General features: G+C 64.3%; 18 protein-coding genes and 1 riboswitch. Of the genes, 8 read left to right on the forward strand and 10 right to left on the reverse strand.

Features of this window, described 5'->3' with window-relative positions:
* The coding region (locus EOA32_RS07020) for an MBL fold metallo-hydrolase (RefSeq protein ID WP_128371295.1) at positions 1-504 on the reverse strand (504 nt) is incomplete at its 3' end.
* A gap of 100 nt (positions 505-604) precedes the next feature.
* On the opposite strand from EOA32_RS07020, the gene EOA32_RS07025 reads away from it, so the two are divergent.
* The 3 genes from EOA32_RS07025 (at position 605) to EOA32_RS07035 (ending at position 4,154) form a co-directional block, all read left to right on the forward strand.
* Positions 605-1,375 (forward strand): methyltransferase domain-containing protein, encoded by a 771-nt coding sequence (locus tag EOA32_RS07025; RefSeq protein ID WP_095779335.1) that lies wholly within the window; start codon positions 605-607, stop codon positions 1,373-1,375.
* Between the two features lie 118 nt (positions 1,376-1,493).
* Positions 1,494-3,305: an ABC transporter ATP-binding protein/permease gene (locus EOA32_RS07030; RefSeq protein ID WP_128371296.1), complete on the forward strand. Its 1,812-nt coding sequence runs from the start codon at positions 1,494-1,496 to the stop codon at positions 3,303-3,305.
* A 51-nt stretch (positions 3,306-3,356) separates the two neighbouring features.
* On the forward strand, positions 3,357-4,154 hold the full coding sequence (locus EOA32_RS07035; protein WP_245499188.1) for a DUF1194 domain-containing protein: 798 nt from the start codon (positions 3,357-3,359) through the stop codon (positions 4,152-4,154).
* A 43-nt stretch (positions 4,155-4,197) separates the two neighbouring features.
* On the opposite strand, the gene EOA32_RS07040 is transcribed toward EOA32_RS07035, so the two are convergent.
* The 5 genes from EOA32_RS07040 to EOA32_RS07060 form a co-directional block, all read right to left on the reverse strand.
* Positions 4,198-5,133, reverse strand: a complete 936-nt coding sequence (locus EOA32_RS07040) for a glycosyltransferase family A protein (protein ID WP_095782444.1) — start codon at positions 5,131-5,133, stop codon at positions 4,198-4,200.
* Positions 5,134-5,344: 211 nt separating this feature from the next.
* The gene (locus EOA32_RS07045) at positions 5,345-6,334 is read right to left on the reverse strand and encodes a glycosyltransferase (protein ID WP_128371297.1); all 990 of its coding nucleotides are present in this window, start codon (positions 6,332-6,334) and stop codon (positions 5,345-5,347) included.
* Between the two features lie 115 nt (positions 6,335-6,449).
* Positions 6,450-7,268 (reverse strand): Stf0 family sulfotransferase, encoded by an 819-nt coding sequence (locus EOA32_RS07050; protein ID WP_156752576.1) that lies wholly within the window; start codon positions 7,266-7,268, stop codon positions 6,450-6,452.
* Positions 7,217-7,831, reverse strand: a complete 615-nt coding sequence (metW, locus tag EOA32_RS07055; RefSeq protein ID WP_128371298.1) for a methionine biosynthesis protein MetW — start codon at positions 7,829-7,831, stop codon at positions 7,217-7,219. The genes EOA32_RS07050 and metW overlap by 52 nt, the downstream gene beginning before the upstream one ends.
* A gap of 88 nt (positions 7,832-7,919) precedes the next feature.
* Positions 7,920-9,089, reverse strand: a complete 1,170-nt coding sequence (locus tag EOA32_RS07060; protein ID WP_095782441.1) for a homoserine O-acetyltransferase — start codon at positions 9,087-9,089, stop codon at positions 7,920-7,922.
* Between the two features lie 90 nt (positions 9,090-9,179).
* Positions 9,180-9,257, reverse strand: a riboswitch (SAM riboswitch).
* Positions 9,258-9,392: 135 nt separating this feature from the next.
* Between EOA32_RS07060 and hisC the strand changes: the two genes are divergently transcribed.
* Positions 9,393-10,496 (forward strand): histidinol-phosphate transaminase, encoded by a 1,104-nt coding sequence (hisC, locus tag EOA32_RS07065; RefSeq protein WP_128371299.1) that lies wholly within the window; start codon positions 9,393-9,395, stop codon positions 10,494-10,496.
* A 6-nt stretch (positions 10,497-10,502) separates the two neighbouring features.
* Entirely contained in the window at positions 10,503-11,441 is a 939-nt protein-coding gene (locus EOA32_RS07070; RefSeq protein WP_189406969.1) for a prephenate/arogenate dehydrogenase family protein, read from the forward strand.
* Here the strand turns inward: EOA32_RS07070 and EOA32_RS07075 are convergent.
* Both EOA32_RS07075 and EOA32_RS07080 read right to left on the reverse strand, forming a co-directional pair.
* Positions 11,438-12,376, reverse strand: a complete 939-nt coding sequence (locus EOA32_RS07075) for a sugar kinase (protein WP_128371301.1) — start codon at positions 12,374-12,376, stop codon at positions 11,438-11,440. The two genes, EOA32_RS07070 and EOA32_RS07075, sit on opposite strands and share 4 nt — an antisense overlap.
* Before the next feature lie 7 nt (positions 12,377-12,383).
* Positions 12,384-13,382 (reverse strand): DUF2125 domain-containing protein, encoded by a 999-nt coding sequence (locus tag EOA32_RS07080; protein ID WP_128371302.1) that lies wholly within the window; start codon positions 13,380-13,382, stop codon positions 12,384-12,386.
* Between the two features lie 124 nt (positions 13,383-13,506).
* Here EOA32_RS07080 and EOA32_RS07085 point away from each other — a divergent pair, with 124 nt between their 5' ends.
* The 3 genes from EOA32_RS07085 to EOA32_RS07095 all read left to right on the forward strand — a co-directional run bounded on the left by EOA32_RS07085 (position 13,507) and on the right by EOA32_RS07095 (position 15,865).
* Positions 13,507-14,037, forward strand: coding sequence for a gamma-glutamylcyclotransferase (locus tag EOA32_RS07085; protein ID WP_066990269.1), 531 nt, complete (start codon positions 13,507-13,509; stop codon positions 14,035-14,037).
* Positions 14,038-14,155: 118 nt separating this feature from the next.
* Positions 14,156-15,103 (forward strand): aldo/keto reductase, encoded by a 948-nt coding sequence (locus tag EOA32_RS07090; RefSeq protein ID WP_066990266.1) that lies wholly within the window; start codon positions 14,156-14,158, stop codon positions 15,101-15,103.
* A 141-nt stretch (positions 15,104-15,244) separates the two neighbouring features.
* Positions 15,245-15,865, forward strand: a complete 621-nt coding sequence (locus EOA32_RS07095; protein ID WP_128371303.1) for a LysE family translocator — start codon at positions 15,245-15,247, stop codon at positions 15,863-15,865.
* A gap of 7 nt (positions 15,866-15,872) precedes the next feature.
* Here the strand turns inward: EOA32_RS07095 and EOA32_RS07100 are convergent, their stop codons facing one another.
* The gene (locus tag EOA32_RS07100) at positions 15,873-16,667 is read right to left on the reverse strand and encodes a 1-acyl-sn-glycerol-3-phosphate acyltransferase (protein ID WP_066990260.1); all 795 of its coding nucleotides are present in this window, start codon (positions 16,665-16,667) and stop codon (positions 15,873-15,875) included.
* Between the two features lie 81 nt (positions 16,668-16,748).
* Positions 16,749-17,651: a LysR family transcriptional regulator gene (locus EOA32_RS07105; protein ID WP_066990257.1), complete on the reverse strand. Its 903-nt coding sequence runs from the start codon at positions 17,649-17,651 to the stop codon at positions 16,749-16,751.
* Between the last annotated feature and the right edge of the window lie 56 nt (positions 17,652-17,707).

The following is a 17,707-nucleotide window of genomic DNA, read 5'->3' on the forward strand; positions in this document are numbered from 1 at the left end:
ATAGATGACGGTCTCGGCCGGAAGGGCGGCAAGCTTCTTCAGCGATTCGTGCATAATCGGCGGCTTGCATTCGAAGAGCCGGCCGCAGCCCAGCGCAAACAGCGTGTCGGCGGTGAAGGCCACCTTCGAGGCCGGCAAATGGTAAGAGACATGGCCGGCGGTATGGCCGGGCGTCTCGATGACCTCGATCTCTTCTTCGCCGAGGCGGATGACGGAACCCTGGCTGACCGTCTCGTCGATGCCGGGGATCTTCGCCTGTTCCGCTTCCGGTCCGACGATGGTGAGCTTGAAGCGCTCCTTCAGGGCCAGGTTGGCCTCGACATGGTCGCCATGATGATGCGTGGTCAGGATCATCGTCGGGGACCAGCCGGTGCGCTTGATCGCGGCGAGGATCGGCGCTTCTTCCGGGGCATCGATGATCGCCGTCTGCCCGCTCCTGGGGTCATGCACCAGAACGCCGAAATTGTCGGTGCGGCACATGAACTGTTCGATTTCGACCGGCATCTCGTCGCTCTCCGTTTATGGCCGCAGACATAGGGCGCCCGGCTGTCGATGTCATCCGCCTTTGTTGAACTCGCCGGATATCGCGGCTACCGTCCGGCGCATGCATTCCGATATCGTCGATCTCCGGTCCTTCTATTCGACCACGCTCGGGCGCCTCGCCGAGCGCGCGATCACCATGTCGCTGTCGTCGATATGGGCGCCCGTTCCGAACGAGCGCCTGGTCGGCCTCGGCTACACGCTGCCGTGGCTGGAGCGGTTCGGCGCCGATGCCGAGCGCGTCTTTGCCTTCATGCCGGCGACGCAAGGGGCGGTGGTCTGGCCGGCGACGGGGCCGACGGCGACGGCGCTGGTCTTCGACGAGGAGCTGCCGCTGGTCGATTCCTGCATCGACCGCATGCTGCTCGTCCACTCGCTCGAACATGTCGAAAATCCGCGCGAGACGCTGAACGAGATCTGGCGCGTGCTGTCGCCGGCGGGCAGGGTCGTCATCGTCGTGCCCAACCGGCGCGGCGTCTGGGCGCGTTTCGAGCACACGCCCTTCGGCAACGGCCGGCCGTTCTCGCGCGGCCAGCTCACCGAATTGCTACGCGAGGCCAATTTCACGCCGGCCGCATGGTCGGACGCGCTGTTCTTCCCGCCATCGCCGCGGCGCTCCATGATGCAGTTCCACAACGTGCTGGAGCGAGCCGGCCGGCGGCTCTGGCCGATCTTTTCCGGGGTCATCGTCGTCGAGGCGCAGAAGCGGCTCTACCAGGGCGTGCCTGTCGCGCAGCGCGCGTCGCGCCGCGTCTTCGTGCCGGTGTTCTCGCCGCAGGGCGCAACGACGCTCGGTCGTCGGGGCGACGACCCGGTGCCGCAGGCAGGCGGATGACGCGTTCGTGATCGGGGCCAAGCCTTGCGTCATACGGCAATCGTCACCCTATCTCAGAGGCGGGTTCGGGGTGCGGCATCGCCGCCAATGACCGTTCCTGGCAGCAGGGATCTCGCATATGGACCACACGCCCAGTATCGAACAGGCCGCGTTCTCAGTCGAGACGAGCCGCCTCTCAGACCAGCTGGCGGCGATCAGGCTGGCGCTGAAGGTATCCCCAGTGCGCAGGCGGCTCCTGTGGGCCTCGATCGGCATTGTCGGCGTCATCGTCGCGACCTCGATCGGGCAAGTGCTGCTCAATCGCTGGAACCAGCCTTTCTACGATGCCCTGGCGCGGCGCGACCTGCCGGGCTTCCTGCATCAGCTGATGGTATTTGCCGCAATTGCCGGCAGCCTCCTGGTGCTCAATGTCGGCCAGACCTGGCTCAACCAGACGATCCGGCTGAAGTTGCGCGAGGCGCTGACGCTCGACCTGATCGATGAATGGATGCGGCCGGCGCGTGCGTTCCGGCTCACCCATGCGGGCGCGATCGGCGTCAATCCCGATCAGCGCATGCAGCAGGATGCGGGGCATCTCTCCGACCTGTCGACGGATCTCGGCGTCGGCCTGCTGCAATCCTTCATCCTGCTTGTATCCTTCATCGGCGTGCTGTGGGAGCTCTCTTCCGGCTTCGTCTTCCATGTCGGCGGCCATTCGCTGGAAATACCGGGCTACATGGTCTGGGCGGCGATCCTTTATGCCGGCATCGCCTCCTGGCTGAGCTGGCTGGTAGGCCGGCCGCTGATCCGCTTCAACAGCGATCGCTACACGCGCGAGGCCGTGCTGCGCTCCTCCGTGGTCCGCGTCAACGAGAATGTCGACGCCATCGCGCTCGCCCATGGCGAGGCGGACGCCAGGCGGCAGCTCGAGCTCGACCTCGGCGGCGTGCTCGACGCCATGCGGCGCATCTACAGCGCCCAGATCAACCTGTCCTGGGTTACCGACGCCTATGGCTGGATCACCGTGGTGGCGCCGATTCTGGTCGCCGCACCGGTCTATTTCGCGGGCGACATCAGCTTCGGCGGTTTGATGATGGCGGTCGGCGCCTTCAACCAGGTGAATTCCTCGCTGCGCTGGTTCATCAACAACATCGGCGCCATCGCCGATTGGCGGGCAACGCTGATGCGCGTTGCCGACTTTCGCATTGCGCTCGGTGAAACGGACATCCTGCATGCCAAACAAAATCGCATCGCGTTCGGCGAAAACGCAAATGGCACGCTGACTTTCGACAAGCTCGAAGTCGCCTCGCCCAACGGCTGCACCAGGCTTGCGGAGACGGAGGTCGAGATAAAGGCCGGCGAGCGCGTCATGATCACCGGCGATCCGCGCGCCGGCAAGACGCTGTTCTTCCGCGCGATCGCCGGCCTCTGGCCATGGGGCGGCGGCCGCATTGGCATGCCGGCCGGAGAGACACCGTTCTTCGTGCCGCGCACCCCCTATTTCCCGCTCGGCACGCTGCGCGACGTGCTCAACCATGCCGAAGGCACCAAGATCGACGACGACGAGATTTCCGCCGTGCTCGGTGAAGTCGGCCTCGAGCGCCTCTCGTTCCAGCTCGACCGCTCGGCGCGCTGGGAGCATGAGCTGGCCGACGACGAGCAGCGGCTGCTCGCCTTCGCCCGGCTGGCGCTGAGGAAGCCGAAATGGGTGATCATCGACGAAGCGCTGGATACGTTCGACGGAGCCACGCTTCGGCGCGTGCTGGCGATGCTGCAGGCCAGACTGCCGCACGCCGCTATCCTCAATATCGGGCGCGGTCTGCACAACAACCAGTTCTTCCCGCGCGCGCTCACCATCGTCAAGGACAGCAGCGGATCGGCGCTGAAGCCGGCCCGTCTCCGCGCCGGGGCGATCGAACCCCCGCCTGTTGCCGCGCGCGCCAAGAAATAGCTTTATTTCGCCGCGATCGCCGGGAACAATCCCGGCGTGGTGGAACCTGCCGTGGTCAAGCTGTTCAGCCTGCTTGCGTGCCTTGCCTGCGCCGAGGCAGCGCCAATGCCTGCAATCGGCGGCACTGCCGTCGATGTCGAACTCGTGCTGGCCGTCGACATCTCGCAATCGATGGACGAAGAAGAGTTCGCCCTGCAGCGCGCCGGCTATGTCGAGGCGCTGCGCCATCCCGACTTCATCAGCGCCGTGCGCTCGGGCCCGAGGGGCCGCATCGCGCTCGCCTATTTCGAATGGGCGGGCGTCGTGCGCGACGACGGCGTGATCGGCTGGCAAGTGATCGACGGCGCGGACAGCGCCAACGCCTTCGCCGACACCATCGCGGGTCGTCCATTCCGGAGCTTTCGCGGCACGTCGATTTCAGGCGCTCTCGGATTCGGCGCCGGACTTTTGGAGAAAAACAGCTACTCGGCGCCGCGCCGGGTCATCGACATATCGGGGGACGGGCCCAACAATGCCGGGCTGCCCGTCGCGATGATCCGTGATGCGGCTTTGGCCAAGGGCATCGTGGTCAACGGCCTGCCGATCCTGATCAGTCCGTCGCCGAGCTTCATTCGTCTCGACCGCTACTATGCCGATTGCGTCACCGGCGGCCCCGGTTCGTTCGTGTTGCCGATCTATGCGGCGTCGGAATTCTCGACGGCTATCCGCCGCAAGCTGATCCAGGAGGTGAGCGGGATCGGCGACGCCGGAAGCATCCGCGTCGACGCGGAGGCGCCGACCGACTGCCTGCTTGGCGAACGGCTGCGGCAGCGGTTTTCCGATCCGTATTTTCCGGAGCTGGATCGGTGAGGTCCCAATTTGCACTGTTTCGGCCAGAGCGCCGCGCTGTGCCTCAGGCCGCTCTGGCGCCGTATTTGGCGCGGAACTCGTCATAGCAATCGCGGCGCCAGCGCCGGCCGACGACATAGCCGCGCAGCAGTTCGGTCGGCGAGTAGCCGAGCGCCTTTGACGACCGATTGGCGAGATAGCCCGAAAAGGCCTGTGGCAGCCTCCCCTTCAATATGTCGGCGATGATCTGCCGCGCGATCATATAGGGCGGCACGTCGGGATAGCGGTCGGCAATATAAGGATGTTTGCCGATCAGGTTGGCGTAGGCCTCGACATAGCCGTCGCGCCGGCCGGAGATCGAATTTTCCGAATTGTATTTCTTCCAGTCGATATCATCCGACAGCAAGGCGCCGCTGCGGTTGGCAAAACGCAGCAGCAATTCGCGGTCCTGCATGCGCGTGATATCGCTGTCAAAGCCGCCGATCGCAAGCAGCGATTCGTGCCGGGCGGTGATCGCCGAGCCAGCGATGAAGATCGTCTGCGAGACCAGGGCGCGCTGCAGCCTGCTCTTGTCGAGCAAGGCCTGACGATTGATGCATTTGGTGCTGCGGCCGCCCTTGACCGAGATGAAGGAACTGATCAGCACTTCGAGCGAGGGGTTCCTGTCGAAGTGCGACAGCGTCCGGTCGAGACGGTCCGGCAGATAGACATCGTCCGAATCAAGAAAGGTCACGATCGGCGCCCGCGCGCGCTCGATGCCCGCGTTGCGCGCGGCATTGGCGCCGCGCCATTTCGCGCCGACATAGATCAGTCTGGGATCGCGAATCTCGGCCAGCGCCAAGGCCGTTCCGTCGGTCGAACCGTCGTCGACAACAATGTGCTCGAAGCGGGTAAGTGTCTGGGCAAGAACACTTTCCACCGCGCGCACGACCTGGCTTCGCCGGTTGTGCGTCGGCGTGATCACGGTGATCAGCGGAGCTGGGTCGGAGGCAGTCGGCATCTAACTTTCGTTATGGGCAGATAAACGATGACCGTAAGATACTCGCACCACCTGCCTCCATGTCCGCCCCCGGATGGATTCGGCAAACGCTACAGAAAAGAGCCGCCTATGTCACCTGAGGCGTCGCGTCGGGGTCAAGTTCAGAGCGTGTTTCCTCAAAGTCATGCGGTTCGAAAGCAACACTTCGCGGCGATTCGCGGCGCTTTATCCTTCAACTATGCCCGACATAGTCAGGCACGGTTTCGATTTCGTCGCTTACGAGACCGGCAGCGAGGCTGAAATGACCAAGAAATGCCAGGGTATAAAAGGCCAGGCCTACCACCAGTGAAAACGGAATCTGCCAAAGAGGCATACCCGTTTGCGGCGCGTGGCTGAGCACGCGTCGCGTCGTGCGCCACGACATGGTCCACCAGCGACTGAACGACTTGACGATCCGCTGGCTGCGACTGGGGGCATGAAGCGCGACGAACTTGCGGTCGGCGTCCCTGCCGGTCACCAACGCGCGCCAATAGAAGAACCGCCAGCCGCGCGGAGAGTAGTGGTAGACGCGCGCATCAACGTTGACGATCTTGTGGCCCTCGCGCCGAAGCTGGTGCATCAGCAACGTGCAAGACACCTTGAAGCCGTTATGTGCCGGGAAAGGGTGGCTGACGATCCAATGGCGCCGAAAGGCGACATTGTTGGCATTGATCGCCCGCTTCGAGGCGAATCTTTCATCTCCGCGGGCCATCGGGAAGAACCAGATCAAGGCGAAGGTTCTCGAGAAGAAGTCGTCATAGGACAGATAGGTATGGCCGTTCACGCAGAGGGTTTGCGGCTGTTGAAACGGCTGCAGCAGATTTGAAAGCCAACCTGGCTGAGGGACCGTGTCCGAATCCAGGAAAACGACGATGTCTCCTTCGGTCAAAAGCACGCCGTTGTTCTTGAGTTCGTAATACCGACCGTCGGGGCAAGCTGTGATTGTCAGGTCGGCAACCTGCATCAATTCAGGCGCTTCAGCTTCAATGCTCGCTTGCAGCAAGCTGCCGTCCGAATCGGGCCCGCCATGCGACACGACAACTTTTGGCCTTGCAAAACCCTTAGCGGAAACAGCCGCGATTTCGCGCGCCAGTGACTTCAGCCCCAGGCCGATCTCGTTCCAGTCGATGGATTTGGCGTTCTCCATCTCCATGACGATCGAATAGATCGGGTGTTCAGCCATAGATAATCACCACCAGTTTTGCCGGTACAGTCGCTATAGCCCTGCGGGGTATGCCGTCAAACGATTCTCGGTGCCATTCTATTTGCAAGTTTGCGCTTCAATCGCATGATTCTTTCTAGATCTTCAGGAACCCGCGCTTTTTTCTGTGCGGGAAGCTCGACGGGTCGGCATATTCAGACAGGAAACGTTTTCTCCATTCGTCATTGGTCGCGTCGCGCTGGATTTCGAGACCTGACCCGACATTCATTCTCCAGACAGGCTCGACCCCGGCCAACTGGGCAATTTTCTCGAGGCTTCCTCTCGGGTCTTGCTGGACCTGCTCGTAAGTTAGCGCAAGGAAGGACAGCCCGTTTTTCGCGAACCACCCATCCCAGGCCAGATTTTCCATCAGAATCTTTTCAAGCGATTCGGCGATAGCCTCGCCGTCATAGCGTGGGGCTGCGCGACTGACCTCGGTAGAGCGGAATCTGCGGGTTTGGCGCGCACGCGCCCATGAGATCGCCTGACCCAGCAGATCGCTGCGCGTCAGGCGCACATAGTGAAGGTTGGGAAGACTGGCGGGGAGGTTCACCTTCTTGGCAACTTGAGCGAATTGACTCGCAAAAAGCTTGATCGCGTAGATTCCGCAAGAGGACCGTCCTTCCGTCAGCGCCCTCAGAAGCTGCCCTCTGGCATCGCGCGGATAGCCTGGCTGTTCGAGCAGCCGGCGCCCGCCAAACCACTCCAGTGGATTGCCCAGCCCGGCGGAAGCCATCAGTCCTGCAAGATGATTGCTGCCGGTACGCGGCGAAGTGCACACAAGAATCCCAGTGCTTATCTCCGACAGAATTTCCGACGGGATTTGAACCACGGCCGGCCGGCGTCGAAAGAGATCGAGCGAGATCATCGTTTCAGCAAGAACACTGCCTGCTGGCCGAAGAAGTTCCAGAACCACCAGGGCATCGACAGGCCGATCTTCTGGCCGTTGGCGTCGAGCGCGGTCGCCTTCTCGACCGTCGCGCCGAGCTCTTCGCACAGATTGACGAAGTCGCGAATGGTGCAGAAGTGGATGTTCGGCGTGTCGTACCAGGAATAGGGCAGGTCCTTGGTTACCGGCATCCTGCCCTTGATCAGCAGCGAGAAGCGCACGCGCCAATGGCCGAAATTGGGGAAGGAGACGATCGCGCGGTTGCCGATCCGAAGCAGCTCGTCGAGCACAAGTTTCGGGTTGCGGGTCGCCTGCAGCGTTTGCGACAGGACGACGAAATCAAAACCTTTGTCGGGGTAGAATTCGAGGTCCTTGTCGGCATCGCCCTGGACGACGGAAAGGCCGCGCGCCACGCATTCGTTGACGCCGCGCTGTGACAGCTCCAGGCCGCGGCCATCAACCTGCTTGGTCGCCTGCAGAACCTCCAGAAGCACGCCATCGCCGGAGCCGACATCGAGCACGCGCGAATGCGGCGGGATGAGATCGGGGACGACTTCGAGGTCGACGCGCTGGGCGCGATTGACGCTCATGGGCACACCTCCGGCCTTTGAGCATTTGCGGCCAATGGGAATCTCGGCGCCTCAGAAGTGCGGCCAAGACACAGAGATCGCGCGCCGCTCATAGGCTGAGCCCCCTTGCGCGCGCCGCCGAGGCTATGAAGCCGTTGATGGCCGCGAACAATTCCGGTTCGTCGAGCAGGAAAGCGTCGTGGCCGCGGTCGGTCTCGATCTCGACGAAGGAGACGGACGCGCCGGCGGCGTTCAACGCATGCACGATCGAGCGGCTTTCCTCGGTCGGAAACAGCCAGTCGCTTGTGAACGATACCAGGCAGAAGCGTGTCTTGGTGCCGGCGAAGGCATCGGCCAGCCGTCCGCCGTGGTCGGCGGCGAGGTCGAAATAGTCCATAGCGCGGGTCAGATAGAGGTAGGAGTTGGCGTCGAAACGGTCGACGAAGGTCATGCCCTGATGGCGCAGATAGCTTTCGATCTGGAAATCGGCGTCGAAGCCGAAGGTCAGCGCCTCGCGATCCTGCAGGTTGCGGCCGAACTTGCGGTGCAGCGCTGCTTCCGAGAGGTAAGTGATGTGCGCGGCCATGCGCGCCACGGCGAGGCCCTTTTCCGGCCGCCTGCCGAAATCGAGATATTTGCCGCCGTGCCAGTCCGGATCGGCCATGACGGCCTGCCGCCCGACCTCGTGGAAGGCGATGTTCTGCGAGGAATGGCGGGCGCCGGTGGCGATCGGCAACGCGGAGAAGACGCGTTCCGGGTAGCTTGCGGCCCATTGCAGCACCTGCATGCCGCCCATCGAGCCGCCGAGCACGCAGAACAGCTTCTCGATGCCGAAATGATCGACCAGCATCAGCTGCGCCCGCACCATGTCGCGGATGGTGATGATCGGCAGGTCGAGCCCATAGGGCCTGCCTGTCGCCGGATCGGTCGAGGCCGGGCCGGTGGAGCCGAGGCAGCCGCCGATGACGTTGGCGCAAATGACAAAAAAGCGGCTGGTGTCGATGATCCTGCCGGGGCCGATCAGCACCTCCCACCAGCCCGGCTTGCCGGTCACGGGATTGGTGCTGGCGACATGCTGGTCGCCGGTCAGCGCGTGGCAGACGAGGATGGCGTTGGAGCGGGCGTCGTTGAGGGCGCCGTAGGTCTGGTAAGCGACCTGGAACGGCGACAGCACGGTGCCCGCATCGAGCTTTAGCGGTTTGTCGGGACCGAACTGCAACACCGGGCTCGACGGTTGGTCGGCCTCGTGGTTGGTCCTTGGAGCGCGCTGAGCGGCCATTGCATTCCCCATCCAGTCGCATCGATCTCGCGATACGGCGTCCGGCCGGCAACGGACAACAAAAAACCGGCCTGCCTTCGCAAAGCCGGTTACAGGTTGCAAACGGCCCTTTAGCGAATTGTTTAACGTGGCTGCAAGCCGACCGGCCAAATCACCACGGGAGATCCGGCTGTTCTTCTAGGGCCAGCGCCGCGCTTCGTCAACGGTCTGCCTACGCGCGAGCGCGCCGGCCCTCGACATTCGGGGCCACGGCCTGTATTTCCGCTGCGGCCTCGAACCAGGGCCTCTCGACGGATTTGTGACATGAAGCAGGATCAGCCACGTCCGACGCCCCGCGCGGGCATCATGGACATCGAGGCCTATGTGCCGGGAAAAAGTACCGCGCCGGCCGGCGTGACGAAGGTCTACAAGCTGTCGTCCAATGAGAATCCGCTCGGGCCCTCGCCGAAGGCGATCGAGGCCGCCCGGGAGGTGGCTGCCAAACTGGACGTTTATCCCGACGGCTCCGCCCGCCGGCTGCGCGAGGCGATCGCCGATGTGCACGGCCTCAATCCGGCAAACATCGTCTGCTCCAATGGCTCCGACGAGATCCTGGGGCTGCTGGCGCAGACCTATCTCGCGCCGGGAGACGAGGCCGTGTTCACCGAACACGCCTTCATGGTTTACAAGATCTATATCCAAGCCGCCGGCGCCAAGCCGGTGGCGGTCAAGGAGACGGACGAGCGCGCCGACATCGACGCAATCCTCGCCGCGGTGACGCCGGCGACGCGGATCGTGTTCCTCGCCAACCCCAACAATCCGACCGGCACTTACGTGCCGTTCCAGGAGGTGCGCCGGCTGCATGCCGGACTGCCCAAGAGCGTGCTCCTGGTGCTCGACGCGGCCTATGCCGAATATGTGCGGCGCAACGACTATGAAGCCGGCATCGAGCTGGCCGGGAGCTCGAAGAACGTGGTCATGACCCGCACCTTCTCCAAGCTCGGCCTCGGCGGCGCACGCATCGGCTGGATGTACGGACCGGCGCATATCGTCGATGCCATCAACCGGGTGCGCGGGCCCTTCAACGTCAATGCGACCGCGATCGAGGCCGGCATCGCGGCCATCCGCGACCGTGCCCATGTCGAGCGTAGCGTGGCGCATAACGAGAAGTGGCTTGCCTGGGTCAGCGAGGAACTGACCGGGCTCGGGCTGCGCGTGACGCCCAGCGTCGGCAATTTCGTGCTGATCCACTTCCCCGACAACAAAAAGCATTCGGCAGCGGCCGCGGACGACTATCTCAGCGCGCGCGGCTACATCCTGCGGCGCGTCACCGGCTACGGCTTTCCCAACGCGCTGCGCATGAGCATCGGCATCGAGGAGGCCAATCGCGGCGTCGTCGAGGCGCTCAAGACATTTCTGAAAAGCTGAAGCACCATGACAGCACCGATGTTCGGAAGAATAGCGCTGGTCGGCATCGGCCTGATCGGTTCGTCGCTCGCCCGCGTCATCCGCCGCGAAGGCCTGGCGCGCCACATCGCTATCGCGACGCGCAGCCAATCGACGCTCAAGCGCGCCGAGGAACTGGGTCTCGGCAATTCCTACACGACCGAGGCCGAAGACGCGGTGCGCGACGCGGATCTCGTCATCGTCTCGGTTCCGGTCGGCTCGTCCGGCGAGGTCGCGGCCGAGATCGCGCCGGCGCTGAAGAAAGGCGCGATCCTCACCGATGTCGGCTCAACCAAAGCTTCGGTGATCGCGCAAATGCAGCCGCATGTGCCCGTCGGTGTGCATTTCATCCCCGGGCACCCGCTGGCGGGCACGGAAAAGTCCGGGCCGGATGCCGGCTTCGCCGATCTCTTCGACAACCGCTGGTGCATCTTCACGCCGCTGCCGAGCACGGATCCGGAGGCGCTGGAAAAGCTCTCCGAATTCTGGCGGCGCTGCGGCTCCAACATCGACACGATGGACCCGCAGCATCACGACATGACCTTGGCCATCGTCTCGCATCTGCCGCATATCATCGCCTACAACATCGTCGGCACCGCCGACGACCTGGAATCGGTGACCAAGACGGAAGTCATCAAATACTCCGCTTCCGGTTTTCGCGACTTTACCCGACTGGCCGCTTCCGACCCGACCATGTGGCGGGACGTGTGCCTGCACAACAAGGACGCGATCCTGGAAATGCTGGCGCGCTTCTCGGAGGATCTGGCCTCGTTGCAGCGAGCGATCCGCTGGGGCGACGGCGAAAAGCTGTTCGACCTGTTCACCCGCACGCGCGCCATCCGCCGCTCGATCATCGAGGCCGGCCAGGATATCGATGTGCCGGATTTCGGCCGTCAGGCCGTGGAGCACCCGGGGGCCAAGCCCTAGGCCTTCTGTCCCGATGGGGGCCAGTGCGCCGCCATCATGGCCATTGTCTCGGCTCTGTCCGGAGCGCCGAGCCGGCCGCCGAAGCGCAGGCATTTAAGCGCGGCGGCGGCGCTGGCAAAGCGCAGCGCCTGCTCGGGCGGCATGGCTTCGGCAAGGCCGACGGCGAAGGCGCCGTGGAAGACGTCGCCGGCGGCGAGCGTGTCGACCGCCTTGACCTTCGGCGCCTCGACATGCCGGACGCGACCGGTTCCCCGATCATGCCACCAGGTTCCGGCAGCGCCGCCCGTCACCGCGACGAAGGCGTCGGTGCGCGAGGCGAGATCGGCGCATGCGCTTTCCGGATCGAGCGCATGGCCGCAGACGATCCGCGCCGCCGGCTCCGAGGCGACGATGTGCGAGGCCAACGGCAAAAGCCGCTCGAGCACGTCGACCGGCGCGGTGTCGGCGTCGAGGATCGCCGGACGGCCGGCGTCCCGCGCGGCCGCCAACGCAAGTGCCGCGGCGCCCGGCCAGCGGACGTCCACCAGCACGGCGTCGAAGGCGGAAAGTTCGGCAAGCGGCAGCGTGTCGGGATCGGCTTGCGCCCTGCTGTCATAGAAGGGCACGATGATGCGCTCGCCATGGGCATCCACCAGGATCGCGGCCAGCGCCGAGCGCGCGCCGGCGACGCGGCGGACCAGGCTGCAGTCGACGCCTTCCGCCTCGATCTCGGCGATCAGCCGGTCGCCGACCGCATCGTCTCCCGCGCTCGCCCAAAGCGACACATCGGCGCCGAGGCGATGCGCGGCGCAGGCCGCACTCGTCGCCATGCCGGAGGCGATCTGGACACCGTCGCTGGCGATGAACTTGCCCTGATGCGCGGGCAGCGTCTCGAGACGCAGGATCGTGTCGAGGGTGAACGCGCCGACGCTGAGCAGTTTGACCGGTCCCGCCATCGCAGCCTCAATCGACCGGCTTGATCTTGCCGAGCGGGATGAAGCCAAGCGAAGCCTTGCCCTTCACGATCTTGAGCGGCATGGACGGTTGGTTGCCGAGCATGGCAATGCCGGCAAAACCCTGCTCGATCTCGCTCTTGTGCTCGGGAATGGCGCCGGCGAGGATCGCCGCTACGGCCTTTGGGTCCTTTAGCTTGATCGACAGATTTGCATCGATCAGGCCGTCGGCGTCGATCGAGATCGGCCCGGACACAGTTACGCGCGCCGTGCCTGATGACACGTCGAGGCTGGCAATCTCGACCGACTGGCCGCGCAGGCTTTTCGGCGGCGCCTTAATCAGCGCGACGCCGTTCTTCACTGTCGCTTCGCCGGCGCCGTCGAGTTCCGGCAGCACGCGTCCGCCGACAGCTTCCGCGTCGATCTTCAGGTCGCCAAAGCTGCCGGTATAGACGAGGTCCTGGCCGTTCGGCTGCAGCTGGCCGGCCGCCTGGCCGGCGCTGAACAGCTGCACGGGATCGGTGTCGTCGGCCGGATCGGTCTGTCCAGACAAGCCTTCCGCCTGAAGCGAAATGCGGCGCGGAAGCGGCCATGACAGCTTGACCGTGGCGTGCAGCTTGTCCCAGTCGAGCCAAAGCGGCGGCATGCCCGGCGCCACAGTCCGCAACGGCCCGCGCAGGTTCGCCACGGGCGACAGAGGCTGGGTGATGCGAGCGACGACGTTCATATCGCCGGTCGAGGCCGCTACATTCCTGGCATCGTCCTGATAGGCCAGGCTGTCGCAGGCGACCGTGAAGTCCAGTGGATAACCGCTGACCGTGAGATTGGCGCAGTCGGCCTTGATGCCCTTGCCTCCAAGCTCGGCCACGGCCCGCTCGGCCTCGGTCTTGACCTTGCCGGCGAGATAGAACCATCCGCCGCTGTAGAGCGCGAACAGCATCAAGATGAACGCCGCAAGCCAGAACAGCCGGCGGCGAGGTTTGCGCGATCGCTCGTCACTTGACGTCATGCTGCGGCTCTCGTTAACCCCTCATGCGGCGAGCGGGTGGTTGTTCTTACGCACGACAAGCGGGGACAGAAGAAGCACCTTACCGGTGTGGTGTCGTCACTCGAATGCAATCAGGCTTGGCGATATGGGCGATTTTTGGGTTTTTGGCTACGGGTCGCTGATCTGGCGGCCCGGTTTCGCACATGTCGAGACGCGGCGCGCCCGTCTTTACGGCTTCCGCCGGTCGCTCTGCGTCTATTCCTTCGTCCATCGCGGTACGCGTGAGCGGCCGGGCCTGGTGCTCGGCCTCGACCGCGGCGGCTCCTGCGTCGGGCTCGCCTTCCGCGTGCCCGGCGATTTGCGTGACGAAGTGCTTTCCTATCTGCGCGAGCGCGAGCTGGTGACCAGCGTCTATCTCGAACGCACTCTCGATGTCCGGCTGGATGGGGCGGGACAAGGCGGAACGGTCGAAGCGGTCGCCTACATCGTCGACCGCGCGCATGAGCAATATGCCGGCGGGCTCGACGCCGACCATGCGGCAAAAGTCGTGCGCGGCGCCGTGGGCCAATCGGGCAGGAACGAAGACTATGTCCTGAGCACAGTGGAGCATCTGAGGGCGCTCGGCATCCGCGACCACTGGCTGGAAGAGGTGGGGCGGCAGGTCGCGCCTTCGTGAAGATCTGGCCCGATCAAAAAGCAAAACCATGCCTTTGACCTGGGCAAGGCACGACCTAGCTTAGCCGCAATCCATCCTCTGGGCATCCAGGCCCTTCCCAGCATCACGGAGATCAGTCTTGCAGAAACGCCGTCTCGGTCGCACCGACCTTTCCATCGCGCCGCTGGTCCTTGGAGGCAACGTCTTCGGTTGGACCGCCGACGAGAAGACCTCGTTCGACCTGCTCGACCGCTTTGCCGAGGCCGGCTTTAACGCAGTCGACACGGCGGACGCCTATTCGCGCTGGGCGCCGGGCAACAAAGGCGGCGAATCCGAAACCATCATCGGCAACTGGATGAAGAGCCGCGGCAACCGGGACAGCATCGTCGTCATCACCAAGGTCGGCTCCGACATGGGACAGGGCAGGCGGGACCTCTCCGCAGCCTATATCGAAAAGGCGGTCGACCAATCGCTCAAGCGGCTGCAGACCGACGTCATCGACCTCTATCTGTCGCACTGGCCGGACCCGGCGACGCCTTACGAGGAAACGCTCGGCGCCTATCAGCGCCTGCTCGATAAGGGCAAGATCCGCTACCCGGGCTGCTCCAATCTCGATGCGGGGCAATTGCGCGCGGCCCTGGATGTCGCCAGCCTGCGGGGCCTGCCGCGTTACGAGGTTCTGCAGCCCGAATACAACCTGTACGATCGCTCTTCGCTGGACGGCCCGCTGCTCGACCTGTGCAAGGCTGAAGGCCTCGGCGTCATCACCTATTTCAGCCTGGCCAAGGGGTTTCTCAGCGGCAAATACCGCAGCAAGGCCGACCTTGGCCGGAGCGAGCGTGGCGAAGACGTGGCCGAGTATCTCAACGAGCGCGGCATGCGCATTCTCTCCGCGCTCGATGCCGCGGCCGGGCGCCATTCGGCCAAGCAGGCCGAAGTGGCGCTCGCCTGGATCATGGCGCGGCCGGGCATCACCGCGCCGATTGCCAGCGCCACGACGCCCGCACAGATGGAAAGCCTGATCCGCGCCGCATCGCTCAAGCTTTCCGCCGACGACATCGCAGCGCTCGATCGCGCCAGCGCTTAAGGCGTGTCGCTATTCAGGGGGTGCCGGCCTGACCCGGATCCAACATGCGTTAGTGCAGTAGGTCCCACGCACGATCGTTCAAGACCTTTTCGGTACCTCGCGATAATTCCTGCCCGATCGCGGCAGGAATTGAGGTTCGGGATGACCGGAGACGTTCTGTCTGAAGCGCAGCCCTGGCAGCAGGTGCTGGCGCTGGTCATGGCGGCGACCGTTGTCATGGGTAGCCCAGGTCCGGCGACGATCAGCGTCACCGCCGTCGGCGCCGCTTTCGGGCTGCGGCCTTCGCTGGGTTATATGTCCGGCATCGTGCTTGGAACGATGGCCGTGCTCCTGGTTGTGGCCGCCGGGATATTCGGCATGCTCGCCTCGGTGCCGGGGCTGGCGCCGTTGCTGACTGTCGCTTCGGCCCTCTATATCCTCTACCTTGCCTTCAGGATCGCGACAGCGCCGCCGCTTGCCCAAGGCGGCAATGCGGCGGCGCGTCCCACCTTCTTCGGCGGCTTCATGCTCGCCGTCGCCAACCCGAAAGCCTATGTGGCGATCGGCGCGGTCTTCGCGGGAGCTTCATCCACGGTCGACGGGCTCGGGATTTCGACCAAGCTTTTGGTGCTGGCAGCGATGATCGTCGCCATTCATGTGCTCTGGCTTCTCGCTGGGACGATTTTCGCGAGGCTGCTGCGCGATCCATTGGCGTCGCGGATCATCAATCTCGTCTTCGCGGCGACGCTGGTGCTGACGACTGCACTGGCGGGGCTGCCGTAAGGGGAGCTCAGGCCTTCGGCGCAGCGCCGAGCTCTGCCAGCCGCTTCACCGCCGTCGGCGGCATCGGCGGCGGGTTCGGCGCGCGCGAGGCCTCGACCAGCAGCTCGTCGCAGGCGGTCTCGGTCTCGCCGATCAGCCGCTGCATGAACTCCTCCTTGTCGAGCCCCGGAGGAATCGGCGGCAGGAAACGGGCCTTTATGGTGCCCGGATAACGCATGAACTTGCGGCGCGGCCAGTAGAGGCCGGCGACATGGGCGACCGGCACCACGGGAACGCCCAGCTGGGTATAGAGCTCGACGATGCCGTATTTGTAGGACGGCTCGGCGCCCGGTGGGCGACGAGTGCCTTCCGGGTAGATGATAAGCTGACGCGGGTTGCGCGCCATCTCCTGCCTTGTCGCGGCAACGACCGCTTTCAGCGCCTTGGAGCGGCTGCCGCGGTCGACCGGGATCATGCGCATCTTCATGATGTACCAGCCGAAGAAGGGGATCCAGGTCAGTTCCCGCTTCAGGATATACAAGGCGTCGTCGAGATAAGGAAAAAAGGCGATCGCGTCCCAGAAGGACTGATGCTTCGGCGCCAGGATGAAGGACCCCTCAGGCAGGTTCTCGGCGCCCGTGATTTCGCTCCTGGTGCCGGCGATCTTGTCGTAAAGCCACATCGAGGTGCGCGACCAGAATTTCGGCACGAACCAGGCGCGGTGGCGGGGCGACAGGAAATAGAAGGGCGTCCAGAAGATCATCTGAACGACCAGGCTGAGATAGAAGGCTAGGTTGAACGCCAGCGAGCGGATAATGAGCATGCGGGAAAGGGCCCGGTGTGGAAGTGAGCGTTGGTTACACCAAGCGCGGGCAAAAAGGAAACGGCGCGACGGTGGGGCGCATCACAGCGAGCGCGCCAGCCGCTCCTTCAGGCGGGGCGCCGCGAAATCGAGGAAGGCGCGCAGCTTCACCGGCAGCAGGCCCTGACCGGCATGCAGGAGATTGACCGGCCATGGCGGCGGCTCGAACGGCTCGAGCACGACATGAAGCGCGCCGGCGCGCACCGCGGCGTCCGCCTGATAGGAGAGCACCCTCGTCAGGCCGAGGCCGGCGATCGCCGCATCGATTGCTGCCTCGGCGGTGTTGAGCTGCAGCCGCGAGCGGACCGGAACCACGGTTTCGCTCTTGCCGGTGCCGAAGCTCCACGTCGCGGGAGAGGCAAGCCCTTCGAAGGTGATGCAGTTGTGGCCTGAAAGGTCGCGCGGTTCGAACGGCGTGCCATGCTTCGCAAGATATGCCGGGCTGGCGCAGACGATGCGGCGGATCTGGCCGACGCGCGCTGCGACCATGGCCGAATCCGGCAGCTCGCCGATGCGCACGGCAAGATCGATATGCTCCTCGATCAGTTGCGTGATCCGATCGGACAGCGTCAGGCGGATGTCGACCTCGGGATAGGCGGCCAGAAAATCTGTGACGACCGGCAGCACATGCAGGCGGCCGAAGACGACCGGCGCAGTGATCACCAGCTCGCCGGTCGGGCTCAAATATTCGCCAGCGGCGGCTCGTTCGGCTTCGCCCACCTCATCGAGAATACGGCGGCAGGCGGCGAGATAGGAACGACCAGCGTCCGTCAAGGTGAGGCGCCGCGTCGAGCGGTTGAGCAGACGCGTCTTGAGGTGCCTCTCCAGTTCGGAGAGCTTGCGGCTGACGGTGGCGAGCGGTACGCCGGCGTGTCGCGCGACGGCGGAAAGGCTGCCGGCCTCCACCGTGGCTACGAACAAGGACATGGCGTCGAGGCGGTCCATCTATTCTTCCGAAATGTGGAAGGATGGATTGCAACTATGCCTTCTAGCTCCGGATT

Origin of the sequence: Mesorhizobium sp. M1A.F.Ca.ET.072.01.1.1, assembly GCF_004023325.1 — a bacterium.
GTDB lineage: Bacteria > Pseudomonadota > Alphaproteobacteria > Rhizobiales > Rhizobiaceae > Mesorhizobium.